Genomic DNA, 16,808 nt, shown 5'->3' with positions numbered 1-16,808 from the left:
CCTCGGACGTGTACGGTCAAGTTCTGAACCGATCATTCCACTACTCCGTGGGGAGCGCCATGACCGAGAGCACCCAGATCCAGCTCGTCCGCCGTCCGCAGGGCTGGCCCACGCACGAGGACTTCGCCACCGTCACCGTCACCTACGGCGACCTGGGCCCCGGCCAGGTCCGGGTGCGCAACGAGTTCCTCTCCGTCGACCCCTACATGCGCGGCCGGATGAACGACGTCAAGAGCTACGTCCCGCCCTTCGCCCTCGGCGAGACGATGACCGGCGGCGCCGTCGGGCGGGTCGAGGAGTCCACCTCCGACGCCCACCCGGTCGGCTCGCTCGTGCTGCACAACTTCGGCTGGCGCGACGTCGTGCAGGAGGACGCCCGCGGCTTCCGCGTCGTGCAGCCGGTGCCGGGCGCCCCGCACTCCCTGCACCTGGGCATCCTCGGCCTCACCGGCATGACCGCCTACGTCGGCCTCACCGCCATCGCGCAGCTGCAGGAGGGCGACACCGTCTTCGTCTCCGGCGCCGCCGGCGCGGTGGGCTCCGCGGTCGGCCAGATCGCCAAGCTGCTGGGCGCCGGGCGGGTCATCGGCTCGGCCGGGTCCCCGGAGAAGGTCGCCCTGCTGACCGGGAAGTACGGCTACGACGCCGGGTTCGACTACAAGGCCGGCCCCGTGCTCGACCAGCTGCGCGACGCCGCCCCCGACGGCATCGACGTGTACTTCGACAACGTCGGGGGCGACCACCTCGAGGCGGCCCTCGCGGTGTTCAACGACGGCGGCCGGGCCGCGCTGTGCGGCGCGATCAGCGGCTACAACGCCGAGCAGGCGCCGCCCGGGCCGCGGAACCTGATGAACGTCATCAAGGGCGGGCTGACCCTCACGGGCTTCACGCTGGGCAACTACGGGCACCTCGCCCCGGAGTTCCGCGAGCACATGACCAGCTGGTTCGCCGACGGCCGCATCGCCTGGGACGAGACCGTCGTGGAGGGCATCGACCACGCCGTCGACGCCTTCCTCGGCATGATGCGCGGCGAGAACACCGGCAAGATGGTCGTGAGGATCTAGTCCTCCGGCAGCTGGGCGAAGGCCCGCTGCGCGCCCCGGTACCAGTCCATGGACCTCTTCGGGTGCCGCCAGCGGGCCTTCATCGCGTCCCGGGCCTCCTGATGGGTGCCGTCGCCGGCCGCCTCGCGCTCCTTCAAGTGCTGGTCCTGGGCGTTGATGACGGCGTTGGCGTCCTCGCCGCGGTGCGGGTGGTCGCAGGGCCCGCCGAGCTGGGCGCAGGTCATGGTCTTCATCGGTGCTCCTCCGTCGTGGTGGTGTCCTGCCCCTCTGACGACGGCGGCGCCGCGGATGTGACCGACCGGCGCTGCACGCCCGCCAGCACGTCGGCCCCGGCCCGGAAGACGATGCCGGCGACCTGGCCGCCGACCACGGTGAAGTCGAAGACGACCTTCGCCTCGCCGCGGTGGTACCAGGCGTAGCCGGGCCGGTCCCCGACCAGCACCGGCAGGGCGGCGTGCGCGCTCCCGTCGAAGAACGCGGCCACGGCCTCGCGGCCCTCGATCCGCTCCGGGGTGCCGGCCTGCAGCGCGGCGGCGTCCGCGGTCACCCCGGCGCCGGGCGCCAGCAGCTCGAGCAGCCGGGCCAGGTCTCCCCCGCGGGCGGCGGCCATGAAGGCGTCGACCACCTCCTCGTCGGCCAGCCGGTCCTCGGGCGCGGGCTGGGCGATGCGGGCACGGGCCCGCGAGGCGAGCTTGCGGGCGGCGGCGGGCGTGGTGCCCAGGACGGCGGCGACCGTGTCGAAGGCGAAGCCGAAGCTGTCGTGCAGCACGAAGGCCACCCGCTCCCGCGGCGGCAGCCGGTCGAGCACCACCTGCAGCGCGACGCCCACGGTGTCGGCCAGGACGACGTCCTCGGCCGGGTCCGGGGCGGTGCCGGGCAGCTCGACCTCCTCGACCGGCACCGGCGTCCGGGCCTTGAGCCGGTCCAGGCACAGCCGGGTGGTCACCGTCGTCAGCCAGGCCGGCAGGTCGTCGACGACGGTCGCGGTGCGGTCCAGCCGCAGCCAGGCCTGCTGGACGACGTCCTCCGCCTCGGCCCGGTCGGCCAGCACCCGGGCGGCCAGCGCCGTCAGCCGGGGTCGTTGCGCCTCGAACTCCTCGATCACGTCCACATCCTCCTGACGACCGGGCGCCGGCGGACGTGACCGGCTCGGAATCGTCGTCGGCATGCGGTAGACAGCACGCCGTGGAGCACCCGGCCGACAGCCATGACCTCATCCGCGTGCTCGGCGCCCGCGAGAACAACCTCAAGGACGTCGACGTCGAGATCCCCAAGCGCCGGCTCACGGTCTTCACCGGGGTGTCCGGCTCGGGCAAGAGCTCGCTGGTGTTCGCCACGATCGCCGCGGAGTCCCAGCGGCTGATCAACGAGACCTACCCGGCGTTCCTGCAGGGGTTCATGCCGTCGCAGGCCCGCCCCGACGTCGACGTCCTCGACGGCCTGACCACCGCGATCATCGTCGACCAGGAGCGGATGGGCGCCAACCCGCGCTCCACCCTGGGCACCGCGACCGACGTCAACGCGCTGCTGCGGATCCTGTTCGCCAAGATCGGCTCACCGCACGTCGGCTCGGCGCAGGCGTTCTCCTTCAACACCGCGACCGTCAGCGGCAAGGGCGGGCTGACCGTCGAGAAGGGCGACCCCGAGGCCGGCAAGCGGGTCGAGCGGAAGGAGTTCCGCGTGCAGGGCGGCATGTGCGCCCGGTGCGAGGGCCGCGGCTCGGTCACGGACGTCGACCGCAGCGCGCTCTACGACGACACCAAGTCGATCAACGAGGGCGCGCTGACCATCCCGGGCTGGTCGATGGACGGCTGGCAGGGCCGCATCCTGCGCGGCTGCGGGCTCTTCGACTGCGACACCCCGATCCGCGACCTGTCCGAGCGCGAGCTGCGGGCACTGCTGTACCAGGACGCCACCAAGATCAAGGTCGAGGGCATCAACCTGACCTTCCTGGGGATCATCCCGCAGATCCAGAAGTCGTTCCTGAGCAAGGACGTCGACGCGATGCAACCGCACATCCGCGCCTTCGTCGAGCGGGCGGTCACCTTCACCACCTGCCCCGACTGCGACGGCACCCGGCTCAACGAGACCGCCCGCAGCTCGCGGATCCGCGGCAAGAACATCGCCGAGCTGTGCCAGATGCAGATCAGCGACCTGGCCGAGTGGGTGCGCGCGCTCGACGAGCCGTCGGTGGCGCCGCTGCTGGGCGGCCTGCGCGACACCCTCGACGCCTTCACCGACATCGGCCTGGGGTACCTCTCGCTGGACCGCCCGGCCGGCACGCTGTCCGGCGGCGAGGCCCAGCGCACCAAGCTCATCCGCCACCTCGGGTCCTCGCTGACCGACGTCACCTACGTCTTCGACGAACCGACCATCGGGCTGCACCCGCACGACATCGGCAAGATGAACACCCTGCTGCTGCAACTGCGGGACAAGGGCAACACCGTGCTGGTGGTCGAGCACAAGCCCGAGACGATCGCCATCGCCGACCACGTGGTCGACATCGGGCCGCGCGCGGGCACCGCCGGCGGCGAGGTGGTCTACGAGGGGTCGCTGGAGGGGCTGCGGGCCAGCGGCACGCTGACCGGCACGCACCTGGACGACCGCGCGCGGCTCAAGGACGCCGTCCGCACCCCGACCGGGGTGCTCGAGGTGCGCGGGGCCAGCACCCACAACCTGCGCGACGTGGACGTCGACGTGCCGCTGGGCGTGCTGGTCGTCGTCACCGGGGTGGCCGGGTCGGGGAAGAGCTCGCTGGTGCACGGTTCGATCAGCGGCCGCGAGGGCGTGGTGAGCATCGACCAGAGCGCCATCAAGGGGTCGCGGCGGAGCAACCCCGCCACCTACACGGGGTTGCTGGAGCCGGTGCGCAAGGCGTTCGCCAAGGCCAACGGGGTCAAGCCCGCCCTGTTCAGCGCGAACTCCGAGGGTGCGTGCCCGTCGTGCAACGGGGCGGGCGTGATCATCACCGAGATCCCGACCATGGGCACCGTCTCCACCCCGTGCGAGGAGTGCGAGGGCAAGCGGTTCCAGGCCGCGGTGCTGGAGTACCGCCTGGGCGGGAAGAACATCGCCGAGGTGCTCGCGCTGCCGGTCAGCGAGGCGCTGGAGTACTTCGGCGACGGCGAGGCGAGGACCCCCGCCGCGCAGAGGATCCTGGCCCGGATGGTCGACGTCGGGCTGGGCTACCTGACCCTGGGCCAGCCGCTGAACACGCTGTCCGGCGGCGAGCGGCAGCGGCTGAAGCTGGCCAGCCAGATGGGCGAGGGCGGCACCGTCTACGTGCTCGACGAGCCCACCACCGGCCTGCACCTGGCCGACGTCGACCAGCTGCTGGGCCTGCTCGACCGCCTCGTCGACTCGGGGAAGTCGGCGATCGTCATCGAGCACCACCAGGCGGTGATGGCCCACGCGGACCACGTCGTCGACATCGGCCCGGGTGCGGGCCACGACGGCGGCCGGGTGGTCTTCCAGGGCACCCCCGCCGAGCTGGTCGCCGACCGCTCCACCCTCACCGGCCAGCACCTCGCCGACTACGTCGGCGGCTGACCGGGTCGGTCGTCGGTCGGGGTGGCGGCGAGGAAGCCGGCCCAGCCGTCGTACTCGCCGCCGTAGCGGTCGACGACGTCGAGGACCTCGCGGGTGAAGGCGTCGGCGGTCGCCACGTCGGCGGCGTCGATGCGGGAGAACTCGACCGAGCTCCTGCGGAGCCCGCGCCGCACGCCGTCGACCCGGAAGCCGGCCGCGACCAGGTCGGCCTGCACGGCGTCGGCGTGCCTGCGGGGCACCCGGACCAGGTGGTCGAGCGGGCGGGGCACGGTCGGGTCGTCGCCCATCGCCACCCGCTGCGCCACCAGCGCGACGTTGGCCTCGTGCTGGGCAGCCAAGTCCGAGCTCATGCCGCGGACGGTATCGCCCAGGTCGGGCACGGCAGGTGCAGCAGAGCCCGGGCGGTCGGGGACCGTCCGGGCTCTGCTCTGCAAGGGGTGGTGCTGTGATGGTGGAGGTGGCGGGAATCGAACCCGCGTCCTTCGACGCGCGACCAGGGCTTCTCCGAGCGCAGTCCGCTGTGTCCCTGCTCGACCTTCCCGATCCCACGAACAGGTCGGGACGACAGGCCCAGTCGCTGTGGGGTGTCCCGTGCCGGTCCGCGACCGACCAGCACGGTGAGTCATCTAGCTGATGCCAGGATCCGGGCCGATGACAGAACCCGGGCTGACAGACTCACTCCGGCTGCTTACGCAGCGAGAGCGAAGTCGCGCTGACTGGAGTCGGCGCTTGTGTGTTTTCCAACGCGTGGTTAACGAGCTCATCGTTGGCTTCCTCGGCTCGCTTCCCCTGGTGACCCGACCGAAGTCGAGACCAATCACCCCCTGTGCAGTTGTACGCAGAGCGTAACCCGCCGGCCGCCCGGAAGCTTCCCTAGATCCAGTCGCGACGCTTGAAGATCACGTACAGCGTCAGACTGGTGACCAGCATCAGGGTCAGCGCGAAGGGGTAGCCGAACACCCAGCGGAGCTCGGGCATGTGGTCGAAGTTCATCCCGTAGACCCCGCCGACCAGGGACGGCGCGAAGAGGATGGCCGCCCAGGCGGAGATCTTCTTGACCTCCTCGCCCTGCGCGATCGCCGTCTCCGACAGCGTCTTCATCTCCTCGTTCTGCCGCTGCGCCACCAGCGTGGCGTTCACGGTCAGGATGTCGCGCAGCTGCGACCGGAAGCCGTCGACCCGCTCGTTGATGCCGGTGACGTGGTCGGCGACGTCCCGCAGGTAGGCCCGCAGCTCCTCGTCGACGCCGTACTTCTCGAACCCGGCCGCGATCGCCGCGCAGATGCCCGACAGCGGTGCGGTGGCCCGCTGCACGTCGAGCACCTCCTGCGACAGCTCGTAGATCCGCCGCGACACCCGCGGGTCCCCGCGGAAGACCTCGAGCTCGATCTCGTCGATGTCCTTGTCCAGGCCCGCCAGCACCGGCAGGTACCCGTCGACGACGGCGTCCAGGATCGCGTAGAGCACCGACTCGCTGCCCTTGGCCAGCAGCTCGGGGTCGCTCTCCAGCCGGCGCCGCACCCGGGCCAGGTCGGGGGACTCCGCGTGCCGGATGGTGATGACGAAGTCGCGCCCCAGGAACAGGTGCAGCTCGCCGAACTCGACCTCCTCGCGGGCGTCGAGGTACCGGGCGGCCTTGAGGACGACGAACAGCGTCTCCCCGTACCGCTCGAACTTGGGCCGCTGGTGGGCGTGGATGGCGTCCTCGACCGCCAGCTCGGGCAGGTCGAACAGCTCCGCCAGCTCCCCCACCTGGCGCGGCTCGGGCCGGTAGAGACCCAGCCAGGCCAGGCGGCTGTCGGTGAACCCGTCGGCCAGCTGCAGCAGCGTGCGGCTCTCGGCCGGGGAGTCGGCGGTGGCCACCCGCTTGCCGGCGCTGTAGACGGCGTTGTCGATCACCTTGGGACCGCGGCCGGGCAGCTCGAGCCGGGTCGCCGGCTCGGGTGCGATCCCGTTCGGCCGGGGCCGGCGGGCGAGGGTGGTCAGCGCGGTGAGCGGGGCGGTGAGCTGGGGACGGCGGCGGTCGGCCACGACGGGCTCCCTGGGGGTCGAGCGGAACGGGGCACCGGAGGAGGTCCCGCTCGCACCACGCGCAGGTGGTCAGACGGCGGGGACCTCGGGACTACTCGGGGGTTCGCTGCGCACCGCGGCACCTCCAGGGTCGACGGGCCCGCCGTCCGGGCCGTCGTCCATGGTGACACGCCCGGGCGCGCCCATCACGTGCAGCAGCCGTCCGCGCGGTGAACACCACCCGCCCGGAGCAGTCCACCGGGCCACGGTGGACCGCACCGGCCGGTCCGCAGCCGGTCCACCCTGGACGCCGTGACCCACCCGCCCGTGCCCTCCCCGATCCAGCAGCTGCGCACCGGCCGGCTGCCCCGGCGCCTGGTGCAGCTGTACGCCGGCCTGGTGCTCTACGGGCTCTCGATGGCCCTGGTGCTGCGCGCCGACCTCGGCCTGGACCCGTGGGACGTGCTGCACCAAGGCCTGTCCGAGCAGCTGGGCTGGTCCTTCGGGACGGTGGTGGTCGTGGTCGGCGCCCTGGTGCTGCTGCTGTGGGTGCCGCTGCGCCAGTGGCCCGGCCTGGGCACCGTGAGCAACGTCGTGGTCATCGGCGTCGCGGTGGACGCGGGCCTGGCGGTGCTGCCGCCGGTGGACTCCCTGCCGCTGCGGGTCGGCCTGCTCGTGGGCGGCGTCGTCCTCAACGGCCTGGCCGGTGCGACCTACCTGGCCAGCGCGTTCGGCGCCGGCCCGCGCGACGGCCTGATGACCGGTCTGGTCGCCCGCACCGGGCGCAGCGTCCGGCTGGTGCGCACCTGCCTGGAGCTGACCGTGCTCGCCGTCGGCCTGCTGCTCGGCGGCACGGTCGGGGTGGGCACCGTGCTCTACGCGGTGGCGATCGGTCCGCTGGTGCAGCTGTTCCTGCCGCTGGTCGCCGTCCACCTCCCCGCCCGTGCGGGGGATCCGGAACCGGTCGGGCTCAAGGCGGGCTGACGACCGGCCGACGGAGAGGGGGACCGCCCCCGTCCCGAGGACCCCGTGACCGCCACCCTGGCCCCTCCCCCGGCACCCGCCGCCGGCCCGACCCGCGCCCCCCGCGGGCCGCGCCGGTGGGCCGCCCTGCTGCTGCTCGGCGGTGCGCTGCCCTTCGTGCTGGTGGCCCTCGCCCGGGCGACCCGGTTCGCCGAGGGCGACACCTACTGGCAGGTCGCCACCGGCGCGGAGATCCTGCAGCGCGGCACCACCTCGCTGGTCGAGGACGACAGCTGGACCGCCGCCGGGACGCCCTGGCACCCCAACTCCTGGCTCTACGACGTCCTCGTGGAACGGGCGTGGGCGCTGGGCGGCTGGGCCGGCCTGGGCTGGTGGACGGTGCTCACCGTCTCCGCGGTCGGCCTGGCCGTCGCGCTGGTCGGCCGCGGGCTGGGCGCCTCCGCCCCCGTGCTGACCGTGGCGTCCACGGTCGCCGCCGTCCCCCTGGTGGTCTGGCTCTCGGCCCGCCCGCAGACGGTCAGCTACGCCCTGGTCGTGCTGGTGGTCGGGCTCGCCGGCCGGGTGCTCGCCGCCCGCCGCCCGACCCGCGTCGCCGCCGGTGCGCTGGCGCTCGTCGCCCTCACCGCGCTGTGGGTGAACCTGCACCTGGCCGCGCTCAGCGGGCTGGCCGCGGTGGGCGCCGGCGCCGGCCTGGCCCTGCTGGCCGGGCCCGGCCGCGCGCTGCTGCGGGACCGCTCCGCGTGGCCCGCGGCAGCCGCCGCGTTGGCCCGGGCCGCCGCCGTCGTGGCCGCCGTGGGCCTGGGCTGCCTGCTCAGCCCGCTGGGCACCGGCATCCTGTCCGCCGCCGGCCACACCGCCGGTGCGTCGGTGGAGATCATCGACGAGTGGGCGCCCCTGTGGCGGGCGAAGAGCTACCTGGTGCTCACGTGGGTCGTCGCCCTGGTGTTCCTGCTCGTGCTGGTCGCGGCGTGGCGCCGCGGCGCCCGGGCCGGCGCGGTGCCGGCGTGGCTGCCCTACTGGGTGGGGGCGACCGCCGCGCTGGTCGTCGGCGGTCTGGGTGCCGCCCGGTTCTCCCCGATGGCCCTGCTCGTCGCCGTCCCCGCGGTCGCCGCGGTGGTGCCGCTGCTGCGCCCGGCCCGGCTGCCGTGGTTGGCCTCCCGGCTGGCCCTCGCGCTGCCGGTGGCGGTCGGCGTCGCCGTGCTGACCGTCGCGGTCACCGACCTGCCGGACTTCGGCCGGCCCGGCTCGCTGTTCCCGACCGCGGCGACCGTCGCCGCGGTGCCGGACGGGTGCCGGGTGCTCAACGAGTACGACGAGGGCGGCCTGCTCACGCTGCTGCGCGGCGGGGACGGCGTGCTGGTGTCCGCCGACGGCCGCAACGACGTCTACGGCACCGCCACCCTCCGGTGGACCGAGACCCTGATGCGCGGGCACGACGGCGCGCTGGCCGCGCTGGCCGAGCGCGGCGTCGGCTGCCTGCTGCTGCGGCCGGACCGCCCGCTGGTCGCCCAGGCGGTGGCGGCCGGCTGGCAGGTCACCGCCCGGGACGACGCCCGGGTGCTGCTGGTCGCGCCCTAGCCGGCGGAGCCGTCGACGGAGGCGACCTCGCCCTCGGGCGGTGGCACCTGCAGCGCGACGAGGAACCGGCTGACCATGGCGTAGCCGCCGATGGTCACCATCAGCTCGACGATCTCGCGTTCGCTGAACTCCGCGCGCACCTGCTGGAAGAGCAGGTCGGGGATCTCCACACCGAAGGTGGAGGTGTCGGCGAGCTCCAGCACGAGGTTCTGCCGGTAGTCGAAGTGCTGGTTGGGGTCCATGTCGTAGAGCGCGTCGATCTGCGCGTCGGTGACCCCGGCGCGGCGGGCGGCCTCCTTGTGCGCCACCCACTCGAAGGCCGCGTTGTTGAGCACCGCGACCCGCAGGATGGCCAGCTCGCGCAGGTCGGCGGCCAGCGAGGACTTGTGCCGCAGCGCGCCCAGCAGCTCGTTCCAGCCGTCGGCGACCGGCGGGCTGTGCAGCAGCAGCTTGTCCAGCGACGACAGCTCGCCGCCGCGGCGGGCGGCCATCCGCTGCGCCACGGGCTCGGCGTCGGCGTCGATCTCGGGGAAGGGCAGCCGGGCCGGTCCGGTGGACTCGTGCCGGGCCGCGCTCACCGCGAGCCCCCGGCCAGGACGCCGGCCGGGTAGGCGCCGGCCGCCAGCAGGGTGGCGGCCATGCCCCTGGCCAGCTCCACCACCCGTCCGGTGCCGTCGGCACCCAGGTGCTCGAAGGGCTGCACGCTCAGCATGTCCGTCGCCTCCTCCACGGCCCGGCGCAGCGCCGCGCCGTCCTCGGTCAGGCCGTGCTCGTCGAGCAGGCCCCGTTCGGTGAGCCGCGCCTGCGCCGCCGTCCACTCCTCGGGGGACCAGCCGCGGGTGCGCTGGGCCGCCTCGACGGTGAAGCCGCGGCCGGTCGCGGTGTGGGTGACCAGGGCGTCCAGGCCACCCAGGCCGTGCAGCTGCAGGGCCATGAGGTGCCCGTCGCCGCGGTGCTCGCGCAGCAGCGTGGCCGCGTGCCACAGCCGGCCGACCGGGTCGGTGGGCCAGGGCAGGTCGGCGTGGCCGGCGTAGAGCGGGCGGCCCTCGGGGGCCAGCGCCGTGCAGGCCTCGGCGAGCAGGTCGCCGAGCTCCACGACCTGCTCGGTCGGGGTGTCGCCGAGCAGCCGGGTGAGCGAGGCGGTCGCGCTGGTCCAGCGGGCGGCGACCACCGCCTCGGGACCGGCCAGGGTCCAGCAGCGCGGCATGTGCCGGGCCACCAGCGCCGGGGAGAAGTTGTAGAAGGTGGCGACGACGGCGCCCGGGCCGACCGCGCCCATCGGGGCGGCGCGGCCGGCGAAGTAGGCCATCCGGCCCGGGCGCAGACCCGTGGCGGCCAGGTGCTCCTCGTGCTCCGGGGAGAAGTAGTGGTGCGAGTGCAGCGGCTCCACGGAGCGGTGCGCCCGGGCGGCGGTCCGGGTGTCCACCGCCGCCGGTGTGAGCTGGTCCACAGTGCCCATGCCCGGACCCTACTGGTCGATCAGCGCAGCGGGGGCACCTGCACCGACCACGAGACCTCGGTGCGCTCCACCTCGAAGCCCATCGCCGCGTACAGGCCCTGGGCGTCGCTGGTGTTGTCGCTGTCGACCTGCAGCGAGGCGGTGTCGCACCCGGCCCCGGCGGCGGCGTGCAGGGCCGCGGCGATGACCGCCTTGGCCAGCCCCCGTCCGCGCGCGGCGGGCACCACCCCGATCTGGCCGTAGTAGGCGTCGACCTTCCCGGTCGCCGCGGTGTCGGCCTCGTGCACGTAGGCCAGCACGTAGCCGAGCACCGCGCCGTCCTCGACCGCGAGCACGGACAGGTCGGGGCGGAAGGCACGCTGGCCGGTGAACATCGACTCCCACGACGTGCGGTCGCGCTCGCTGGAGCCGTAGTGGTCGGTGAAGGCGGCGTTGTGCGCGAGGCGCACCTCGTCGTCGCGGGACCAGTCGAAGGGCTGCAGGTCGACGCCGTCGACCGCGCGGCGGGCGGGCAGGTCGGTCAGCGGGCGGCTCATCGACCGGAACCAGCGCACCGGCTCGAAGCCGGCCCGGCGCAGCAGGCCCTCCTGGCAGACGACCGAGGCCAGCCCCAGCACGGTCAGCCGGGCGGGTGCGGCGGGCTGGCGCTCGGCGTGCACCTGGCGGCCGCGGTCCAGTTGCCAGGCCAGCAGCGCCCGCCCGATCCCCTGGCCGCGGCGGTCGGGGTGCACGCTGCCGTCCAGGTGCACGCCGTAGGCGTCGCGGAAGGTGGGCGGGGCGATCGTCGTCCCGACGGCGACGACGTCGGTGCCGTCGAGGACCACCCTGGTGTCGCGGTCGGGCTCGACGAAGGGGGCGAACCAGTACTCCTCCAGGTCGGCGGCGTCCCAGTGGTGCCCGGTGTCGTCGACCCGCTCGGCGGCGGCGTACAGCTGCGCGACCGCGGGGAGGTCCTCGCGGGTCAGCGGGCGGTCGGTCAGTCCGGCGGGGAAGGGCACCTCGGCGACCCTACTCAGAGCCCGAACAGTGCCGCTGCGTTGCGCCAGAGCACCGCGCGCAGCCAGTCCTCCCCCAGCCCGAGCCGGTGCAGCGCCTCCAGCTGGTGGGCGTAGGGGTAGGGGACGGAGGGGAAGTCGCTGCCCAGCAGCACCTTGTCCCCGAGCGCGGCCAGCCGCGGCAGCAGCGCCCGGTCGAAGGGCATGAGCCGCTCGGTGAAGTCGGTGGCGAACATGGTGGTGTCCAGCCGGACGCCGGCGTACGTCTCGGCCAGGGTCAGGAACTCCGCGTACTCCGGCATGCCGAGGTGGGCGATGACCAGCTGCAGGCCGGGGTGGCGCTGCAGCAGACCCTGCATCGGCGCCGGCCCGGTGTGCTCGCCGGCCAGCGGACCGGACCCGCAGTGGATGACCACCGGGGTGCCGGACTCCTCCAGCCGCGCCCACACCGGCTCGAGCAACCGGTCGCGCGGGTCGAAGGAGCCCACCTGCACGTGCACCTTGAACACCCGGGCCCCGCCGTCCAGCGCCTCGGCCACGTAGTGCGCGGCCTCCGGCTCGGGGAAGAACGTGGCCGACGGGATGACCTGCGGGTGGGCGGCGGCGAACCCCCGCGACCAGTCGTTGAGCCCGGCGGCCATGCCCGGGCGGTGCGGGTAGTTCAGCGCGGAGAACGCCCGGACGCCGAGGCCGTCCAGGCACGCCAGCCGCTGCTCGACCGACCCCCGGTAGGTGATCGGCCACGGCGCCCCGTAGTGCGTCTGCGCCTGGTCGAAGTAGGCCCACACCGCGGCCTGCACCCGCTCGGGCATGAAGTGCACGTGCACGTCGGCCAGCCCGGGCAGGCCGAGCTCGGTCACGTACCTCGGGACGTCGGCGTCGTCGACCGGCGGCTGCACCGTCATCGGGGCGCCGTCATCGCAGGGTGACGACGACCTTGCCGCGGACGTGGCCGGCGGCGACCAGCTCCTGGGCCTCGGCGGTGCGCTCCAGCGGGAACGCCTTGGCCACCGGGACGCGCAGCTGGCCGTCGTCGGCCAACCGGGCCAGCTCCTCGAGGTCGTGCGGGTCGGGCCGCACGAACACGTACTGCCCGCCGAGGTCGTTGACCGCGGGGTCGACGACCGAGGCGATGCGGGAGGGGTCGCGCACCTGGTCGGGCGCGTCGGCCAGCGTGGCCCCGCCGACCAGGTCCAGGACGGCGTCCACCGGCTCGGACAGCTGCTGCGAGAGCGGGCCGTCGGCGTAGTCGAACACCTCCGCGCACCCGGCGTCCCGCAGGAAGCCGTGGTTCTTCGCGCTCGACGTGCCGATGACGTGCGCGCCCAGCGCGACGGCGATCTGCACGGCGTTGAAGCCCACCCCGCCCGACGCCCGGTGCACCAGCACCCGGTCGCCCTCGCCGACGTCGAGCGCCTCGGTCAGCGCCTGGTAGGCGGTCAGCCCGGCCAGCGGCAGCGCCCCGGCCTCGGCGAAGGACAGCGACTGCGGCTTGTGCGCCACGCACCGCTGCGGCGCGGCGACGTACTCGGCGCAGGTGCCCAGGCCGACGTCGTCCCGGCGGACGTAGCCGAACACCTCGTCACCGGGGGCGACCGAGGTGACCGCGGGGCCGACCTTCTCCACCACGCCGGAGACGTCCCAGCCGGGCACGACCGGGAAGTGGTGCGGGAAGGCCCCGGCGAGCCCGCCGGCGCGGATCGCCATGTCGACCGGGTTGACCCCGGCGGCGTGCACCCGCACCAGCACGGTGTCGGGCCCGACCGGCGGGACCGGCAGGTCCTCGCGCAGCCGCAGGACCTCCACGCCGCCGAACCCGTCGTAGGCGATGCCCCGCATCCGGTCGGCCATCAGCGGCGGCCCTTCACGTAGCGGCCGAAGGCGCGTTCCATCTCGCGGCGGCTGTCGCGCTCGGCGAGGTCCTGGCGCTTGTCGTAGGTCTTCTTGCCCCTGGCGAGCGCGAGGGTGGCCTTGGCCCGGCCGTCCTTGAAGTACAGGTCGAGCGGGACCAGGGTGAGCCCGCCCTCCTTGGTCTTGCCGATCAGCTTCTCGATCTCGGCGCGGTGCATGAGGATCTTCCGCTTGCGCCGGGGCGTGTGGTTGGTCCAGGTGCCCTCGGTGTACTCCGGGATGTGCACGTGGTGCAGCCACACCTCGCCGTCCTCGACCATGGCGAAGCCGTCGACCAGCGAGGCACGACCCTGGCGCAGGCTCTTGACCTCCGTGCCGGTCAGCACCAGGCCGACCTCGTAGGTGTCGAGGATCGAGTAGTCGTGCCGCGCCTTCTTGTTCTGGGCGATGAACTTGCGCCCCTGTTCGCGTGGCATGGGGCCCAGGTTAGTGGGCCCCCGCCACCCGGAACCGTCCTAGAGCCGGACGTAGAGCCGCAGGGTCACGTAGGCCGCGATCGCGGCGAGGCCGACGCCGGCCGCGGCGATGATCGGGCTGATGGTGGCGATGACGCCCCAGTCGACCGGCGGGATGATCCCGGCGCGGATCGGCCCGGCCAGGGTGCGGTCGATGAACAGCACCTTGGTCAGCACCAGGCCCACCGTGGCCAGCACCGCGCCCAGGAACCCGGCCAGTGCCGCCTCGAGGATGAAGGGCAGCTGGGTGTACCAGCGCGAGGCGCCGACCAGCCGCATGATGTTGGTCTCGTTGCGCCGGTTGAAGGCCGCGAGCTGGATCGTGTTGGAGATCAGCAGCAACGCGGCCAGGGCCTGCACGACGGCCACCGCGATCGTGGCGTTGCGGGCCCCGTTGAGCAGGCTGAACAGGCGGTCCAGGAAGTCGCCCTCGTCGCGCACCTGGTCCACGCCGTTCTGGCCGTTGGGGAACTCCGCGGCGATCACCGAGTACCGCTCGGGGTTGACCAGCTCGACCCGGAAGCTCTCCGGCAGCGCGTTCGGGTCGGTGTTCTCGACCAGCGCGGGCTGCTGGGAGAACTGCTCGGTGAACCGCTGGTAGGCCTCCTGCTTGGACTCGTAGAGGTAGCTCTTGACCTCGGGCGAGGCGTCCAGCTGCGCCGCGATCGCGTCGCGCTGCTGGTCGGTCACGTCGTCGGTCAGGTAGATCGAGACCTGGACCTTGTCGTAGTAGATCGCCCGCATGTCGCTGATCATGTTGGCGATGACCAGGCCGGTGCCCATGAGCGCCAGCGAGATGCCGGTCGTCAGGATCATGGCGACCGTCATGGTCAGGTTGCGACGCAGCCCGGTGGCCACCTCGGAGAGGACGAAGTTGACGCGCATGGGTTCCTTCGAGGATTCGTGTGGGTGCCGGGCTCAGCGGCCGACGCCGTAGACGCCGCGGGACTGGTCGCGGGACACCTGGCCGTCGTTGAGCTCGATCACGCGGCGGCGCATCGAGTCCACGATGTGGTAGTCGTGCGTGGCCATCACCACGGTGGTGCCGGTGCGGTTGATCCGCTCCAGCAGCAGCATGATGCCCTGGCTGGTCTCGGGGTCCAGGTTGCCGGTGGGCTCGTCGGCCAGCAGCACCAGGGGGCGGTTGACGAACGCGCGGGCGATGGCCACGCGCTGCTGCTCACCACCGGAGAGCTCGTTGGGCAGCCGCTCGGCCTTGCCCTCCAGGCCCACCATCTCCAGCACCTCGGGGACGACCCGGCGGATGGTCCGCTGGGGCTTGTTGATCACCTCGAGGGCGAAGGCCACGTTCTCGGCCACCGTGCGGTTGCGCAGCAGCCGGAAGTCCTGGAAGACGCAGCCCATCGTGCGGCGCAGCTTGGGCACCTGCCACTTGCTCATGGTGTTCAAGGTCTTGTCGTTGACCTTGATGGTGCCCTTGGTCGGGTTGTCCTCCTTCAGCAGCAGCCGCAGGAAGGTGGACTTGCCCGAACCGGAGGACCCGATGAGGAAGACGAACTCGCCCTTGTCGATCTCCATGGAGACGTCGTCCAGGGCCGGCCGGGGCGACGTCGGGTAGACCTTGGTGACGTGTTGCAGTTCGATCACGGGAGATGACCGTACCCGCCGAACCTGGTCATCCTGGTCGGCTCGCCGAGTCTCACACCTCGTCGGTTGCGCTCTCCTGCTCCTTGCGCCACCGGATCCCGGCCTCGATGAAGGCGTCGATCTCGCCGTCGAGGACGGTGGAGGGGTTGCCGCTCTCGGTCTCGGTGCGCAGGTCCTTGACCATCTGGTACGGGTGCAGCACGTAGGAGCGCATCTGGTTGCCCCAGCTGCTGCCCTCGCCCTTGAGCGCGTCGAGCTCGGCCTTCTGCTCGGCCTGCCGGACCACCAGCAGCCGGGCCTGCAGCACGCGCAGCGCCGCGGCGCGGTTCTGGATCTGGGACTTCTCGTTCTGGCAGGACACCACGATGCCGGTGGGGATGTGGGTCAGCCGGACGGCGGAGTCGGTGGTGTTGACCGACTGGCCACCGGGGCCCGAGGAGCGGAAGACGTCGACCCGGATCTCGTTCTCGGGGATGTCGACGTGGTCGGTCTGCTCGACGACCGGGAGCACCTCGACGCCGGCGAAGGAGGTCTGCCGGCGTCCCTGGTTGTCGAAGGGCGAGATGCGCACCAGCCGGTGGGTGCCCTGCTCGACCGACAGCGTGCCGTAGGCGTAGGGCTGCTTCACGGCGAAGGTGGCCGACTTGATGCCGGCCTCCTCGGCGTAGGAGGTGTCGTAGACCTCGGTCGGGTAGCCCTTGCGCTCGGCCCAGCGCAGGTACATGCGCAGCAGCATCTCGGCGAAGTCCGCGGCGTCGACGCCACCGGCCTCGGAGCGGATGGTGACCAGTGCTTCGCGGCTGTCGTACTCCCCGCTCAGCAGGGTGCGGACCTCGAGCTCCTCGATGGACTTCTGCAGGCTCTCGACCTCGCGCTCGGCCTCGGCGCGGGTGGCCTCGTCGTCCTCCTCGGCGGCCATCTCCCACAGCACGGCGGCGTCGTCGATGCGGCTGCGCAGCTCCTCGACCCGGCGCAGGTCGCCCTGCAGGTAGGACAGCCGGGAGGTGATCTTCTGCGCGGCCTCGACGTCGTCCCACAGGTCGGGGGCACCGGCCTGCTGCTCGAGGTCGCGGATCTCGTCGCGCAGGTCGTCGAGCTTCATCACGGCCTCGATGGAGGCCAGGGTGCCGTTGAGGTCGTCCAGGCGGGAGGAGAAGTCGGCAGCCACGAGGGTCGAGAGTAGTCGCGACCGGGT

The 16,808-nt window shown here is 73.0% G+C and carries 17 protein-coding genes and 1 other RNA gene; 4 read left to right on the top strand and 14 right to left on the bottom strand.

The window, feature by feature from the left end; translation table 11 throughout:
- Positions 1–59: 59 nt before the first annotated feature.
- A complete protein-coding gene (locus BLT39_RS19065; RefSeq protein WP_091067726.1) occupies positions 60–1,064 on the top strand; it encodes an NADP-dependent oxidoreductase in 1,005 nt (334 codons plus the stop codon).
- Here the strand turns inward: BLT39_RS19065 and BLT39_RS19060 are convergent.
- Together BLT39_RS19060 and BLT39_RS19055 are read right to left on the bottom strand one after the other, a co-directional pair.
- Positions 1,061–1,297, bottom strand: coding sequence for a hypothetical protein (locus BLT39_RS19060; protein ID WP_091067722.1), 237 nt, complete (start codon positions 1,295–1,297; stop codon positions 1,061–1,063). The genes BLT39_RS19065 and BLT39_RS19060 overlap by 4 nt on opposite strands.
- Positions 1,294–2,169 carry a sigma-70 family RNA polymerase sigma factor gene (locus tag BLT39_RS19055; protein WP_207508171.1) on the bottom strand — a complete coding sequence of 292 codons (876 nt, stop codon included), beginning with the start codon at positions 2,167–2,169 and terminating at the stop codon, positions 1,294–1,296. The genes BLT39_RS19060 and BLT39_RS19055 overlap by 4 nt, the downstream gene beginning before the upstream one ends.
- Positions 2,170–2,249: 80 nt before the next feature.
- Here BLT39_RS19055 and BLT39_RS19050 point away from each other — a divergent pair, with 80 nt between their 5' ends.
- On the top strand, positions 2,250–4,613 hold the full coding sequence (locus BLT39_RS19050) for an ATP-binding cassette domain-containing protein (protein ID WP_207508169.1): 2,364 nt from the start codon (positions 2,250–2,252) through the stop codon (positions 4,611–4,613).
- Here the strand turns inward: BLT39_RS19050 and BLT39_RS19045 are convergent.
- From BLT39_RS19045 to BLT39_RS19035, 3 genes are all read right to left on the bottom strand, one after another.
- Positions 4,598–4,963, bottom strand: coding sequence for a ribonuclease E inhibitor RraB (locus BLT39_RS19045; protein WP_131801521.1), 366 nt, complete (start codon positions 4,961–4,963; stop codon positions 4,598–4,600). The two genes, BLT39_RS19050 and BLT39_RS19045, sit on opposite strands and share 16 nt — an antisense overlap.
- A 99-nt stretch (positions 4,964–5,062) precedes the next feature.
- Positions 5,063–5,438, bottom strand: a transfer-messenger RNA (tmRNA) gene (gene ssrA, locus BLT39_RS19040).
- A 48-nt stretch (positions 5,439–5,486) separates the two neighbouring features.
- On the bottom strand, positions 5,487–6,644 hold the full coding sequence (locus BLT39_RS19035) for a magnesium and cobalt transport protein CorA (RefSeq protein WP_109502189.1): 1,158 nt from the start codon (positions 6,642–6,644) through the stop codon (positions 5,487–5,489).
- A 291-nt stretch (positions 6,645–6,935) separates the two neighbouring features.
- On the opposite strand from BLT39_RS19035, the gene yczE reads away from it, so the two are divergent.
- A complete protein-coding gene (yczE, locus tag BLT39_RS19030; protein ID WP_091067710.1) occupies positions 6,936–7,607 on the top strand; it encodes a membrane protein YczE in 672 nt (223 codons plus the stop codon).
- Positions 7,608–7,652: 45 nt separating this feature from the next.
- Complete coding sequence (locus BLT39_RS19025; protein ID WP_091067707.1) at positions 7,653–9,185, top strand: hypothetical protein; 1,533 nt, start codon at positions 7,653–7,655, stop codon at positions 9,183–9,185.
- On the opposite strand, the gene BLT39_RS19020 is transcribed toward BLT39_RS19025, so the two are convergent.
- From BLT39_RS19020 to prfB, 9 genes are read right to left on the bottom strand one after another with little or no spacing between them, the layout of a single operon-like run.
- A complete protein-coding gene (locus BLT39_RS19020; RefSeq protein ID WP_242658549.1) occupies positions 9,182–9,763 on the bottom strand; it encodes a carboxymuconolactone decarboxylase family protein in 582 nt (193 codons plus the stop codon). The genes BLT39_RS19025 and BLT39_RS19020 overlap by 4 nt on opposite strands.
- The gene (locus BLT39_RS19015) at positions 9,760–10,644 is read right to left on the bottom strand and encodes an SCO6745 family protein (RefSeq protein ID WP_091067705.1); all 885 of its coding nucleotides are present in this window, start codon (positions 10,642–10,644) and stop codon (positions 9,760–9,762) included. Before BLT39_RS19015 ends, BLT39_RS19020 begins: the two co-directional genes overlap by 4 nt.
- Before the next feature lie 20 nt (positions 10,645–10,664).
- Positions 10,665–11,642, bottom strand: a complete 978-nt coding sequence (locus BLT39_RS23145) for a GNAT family N-acetyltransferase (protein ID WP_091067703.1) — start codon at positions 11,640–11,642, stop codon at positions 10,665–10,667.
- Between the two features lie 14 nt (positions 11,643–11,656).
- Complete coding sequence (locus BLT39_RS19005) at positions 11,657–12,544, bottom strand: amidohydrolase family protein (RefSeq protein WP_091067700.1); 888 nt, start codon at positions 12,542–12,544, stop codon at positions 11,657–11,659.
- 10 nt (positions 12,545–12,554) lie between these two features.
- The gene (locus tag BLT39_RS19000) at positions 12,555–13,490 is read right to left on the bottom strand and encodes an NADP-dependent oxidoreductase (RefSeq protein ID WP_242658548.1); all 936 of its coding nucleotides are present in this window, start codon (positions 13,488–13,490) and stop codon (positions 12,555–12,557) included.
- Positions 13,490–13,966, bottom strand: coding sequence for an SsrA-binding protein SmpB (gene smpB, locus BLT39_RS18995; protein WP_091067697.1), 477 nt, complete (start codon positions 13,964–13,966; stop codon positions 13,490–13,492). The genes BLT39_RS19000 and smpB overlap by 1 nt, the downstream gene beginning before the upstream one ends.
- Before the next feature lie 39 nt (positions 13,967–14,005).
- Entirely contained in the window at positions 14,006–14,890 is an 885-nt protein-coding gene (ftsX, locus tag BLT39_RS18990; protein WP_091067693.1) for a permease-like cell division protein FtsX, read from the bottom strand.
- 33 nt (positions 14,891–14,923) lie between these two features.
- Complete coding sequence (gene ftsE, locus BLT39_RS18985) at positions 14,924–15,613, bottom strand: cell division ATP-binding protein FtsE (RefSeq protein WP_091067689.1); 690 nt, start codon at positions 15,611–15,613, stop codon at positions 14,924–14,926.
- Positions 15,614–15,665: 52 nt separating this feature from the next.
- Entirely contained in the window at positions 15,666–16,781 is a 1,116-nt protein-coding gene (prfB, locus tag BLT39_RS18980) for a peptide chain release factor 2 (RefSeq protein ID WP_091067681.1), read from the bottom strand.
- Positions 16,782–16,808 lie beyond the last annotated feature (27 nt).

Source organism: Klenkia brasiliensis (genome assembly GCF_900100695.1).
GTDB lineage: Bacteria > Actinomycetota > Actinomycetes > Mycobacteriales > Geodermatophilaceae > Klenkia > Klenkia brasiliensis.
The sequence above is the reverse complement of the archived record's forward strand: the minus strand, read 5'-3'. Positions and strand labels throughout refer to the sequence as shown.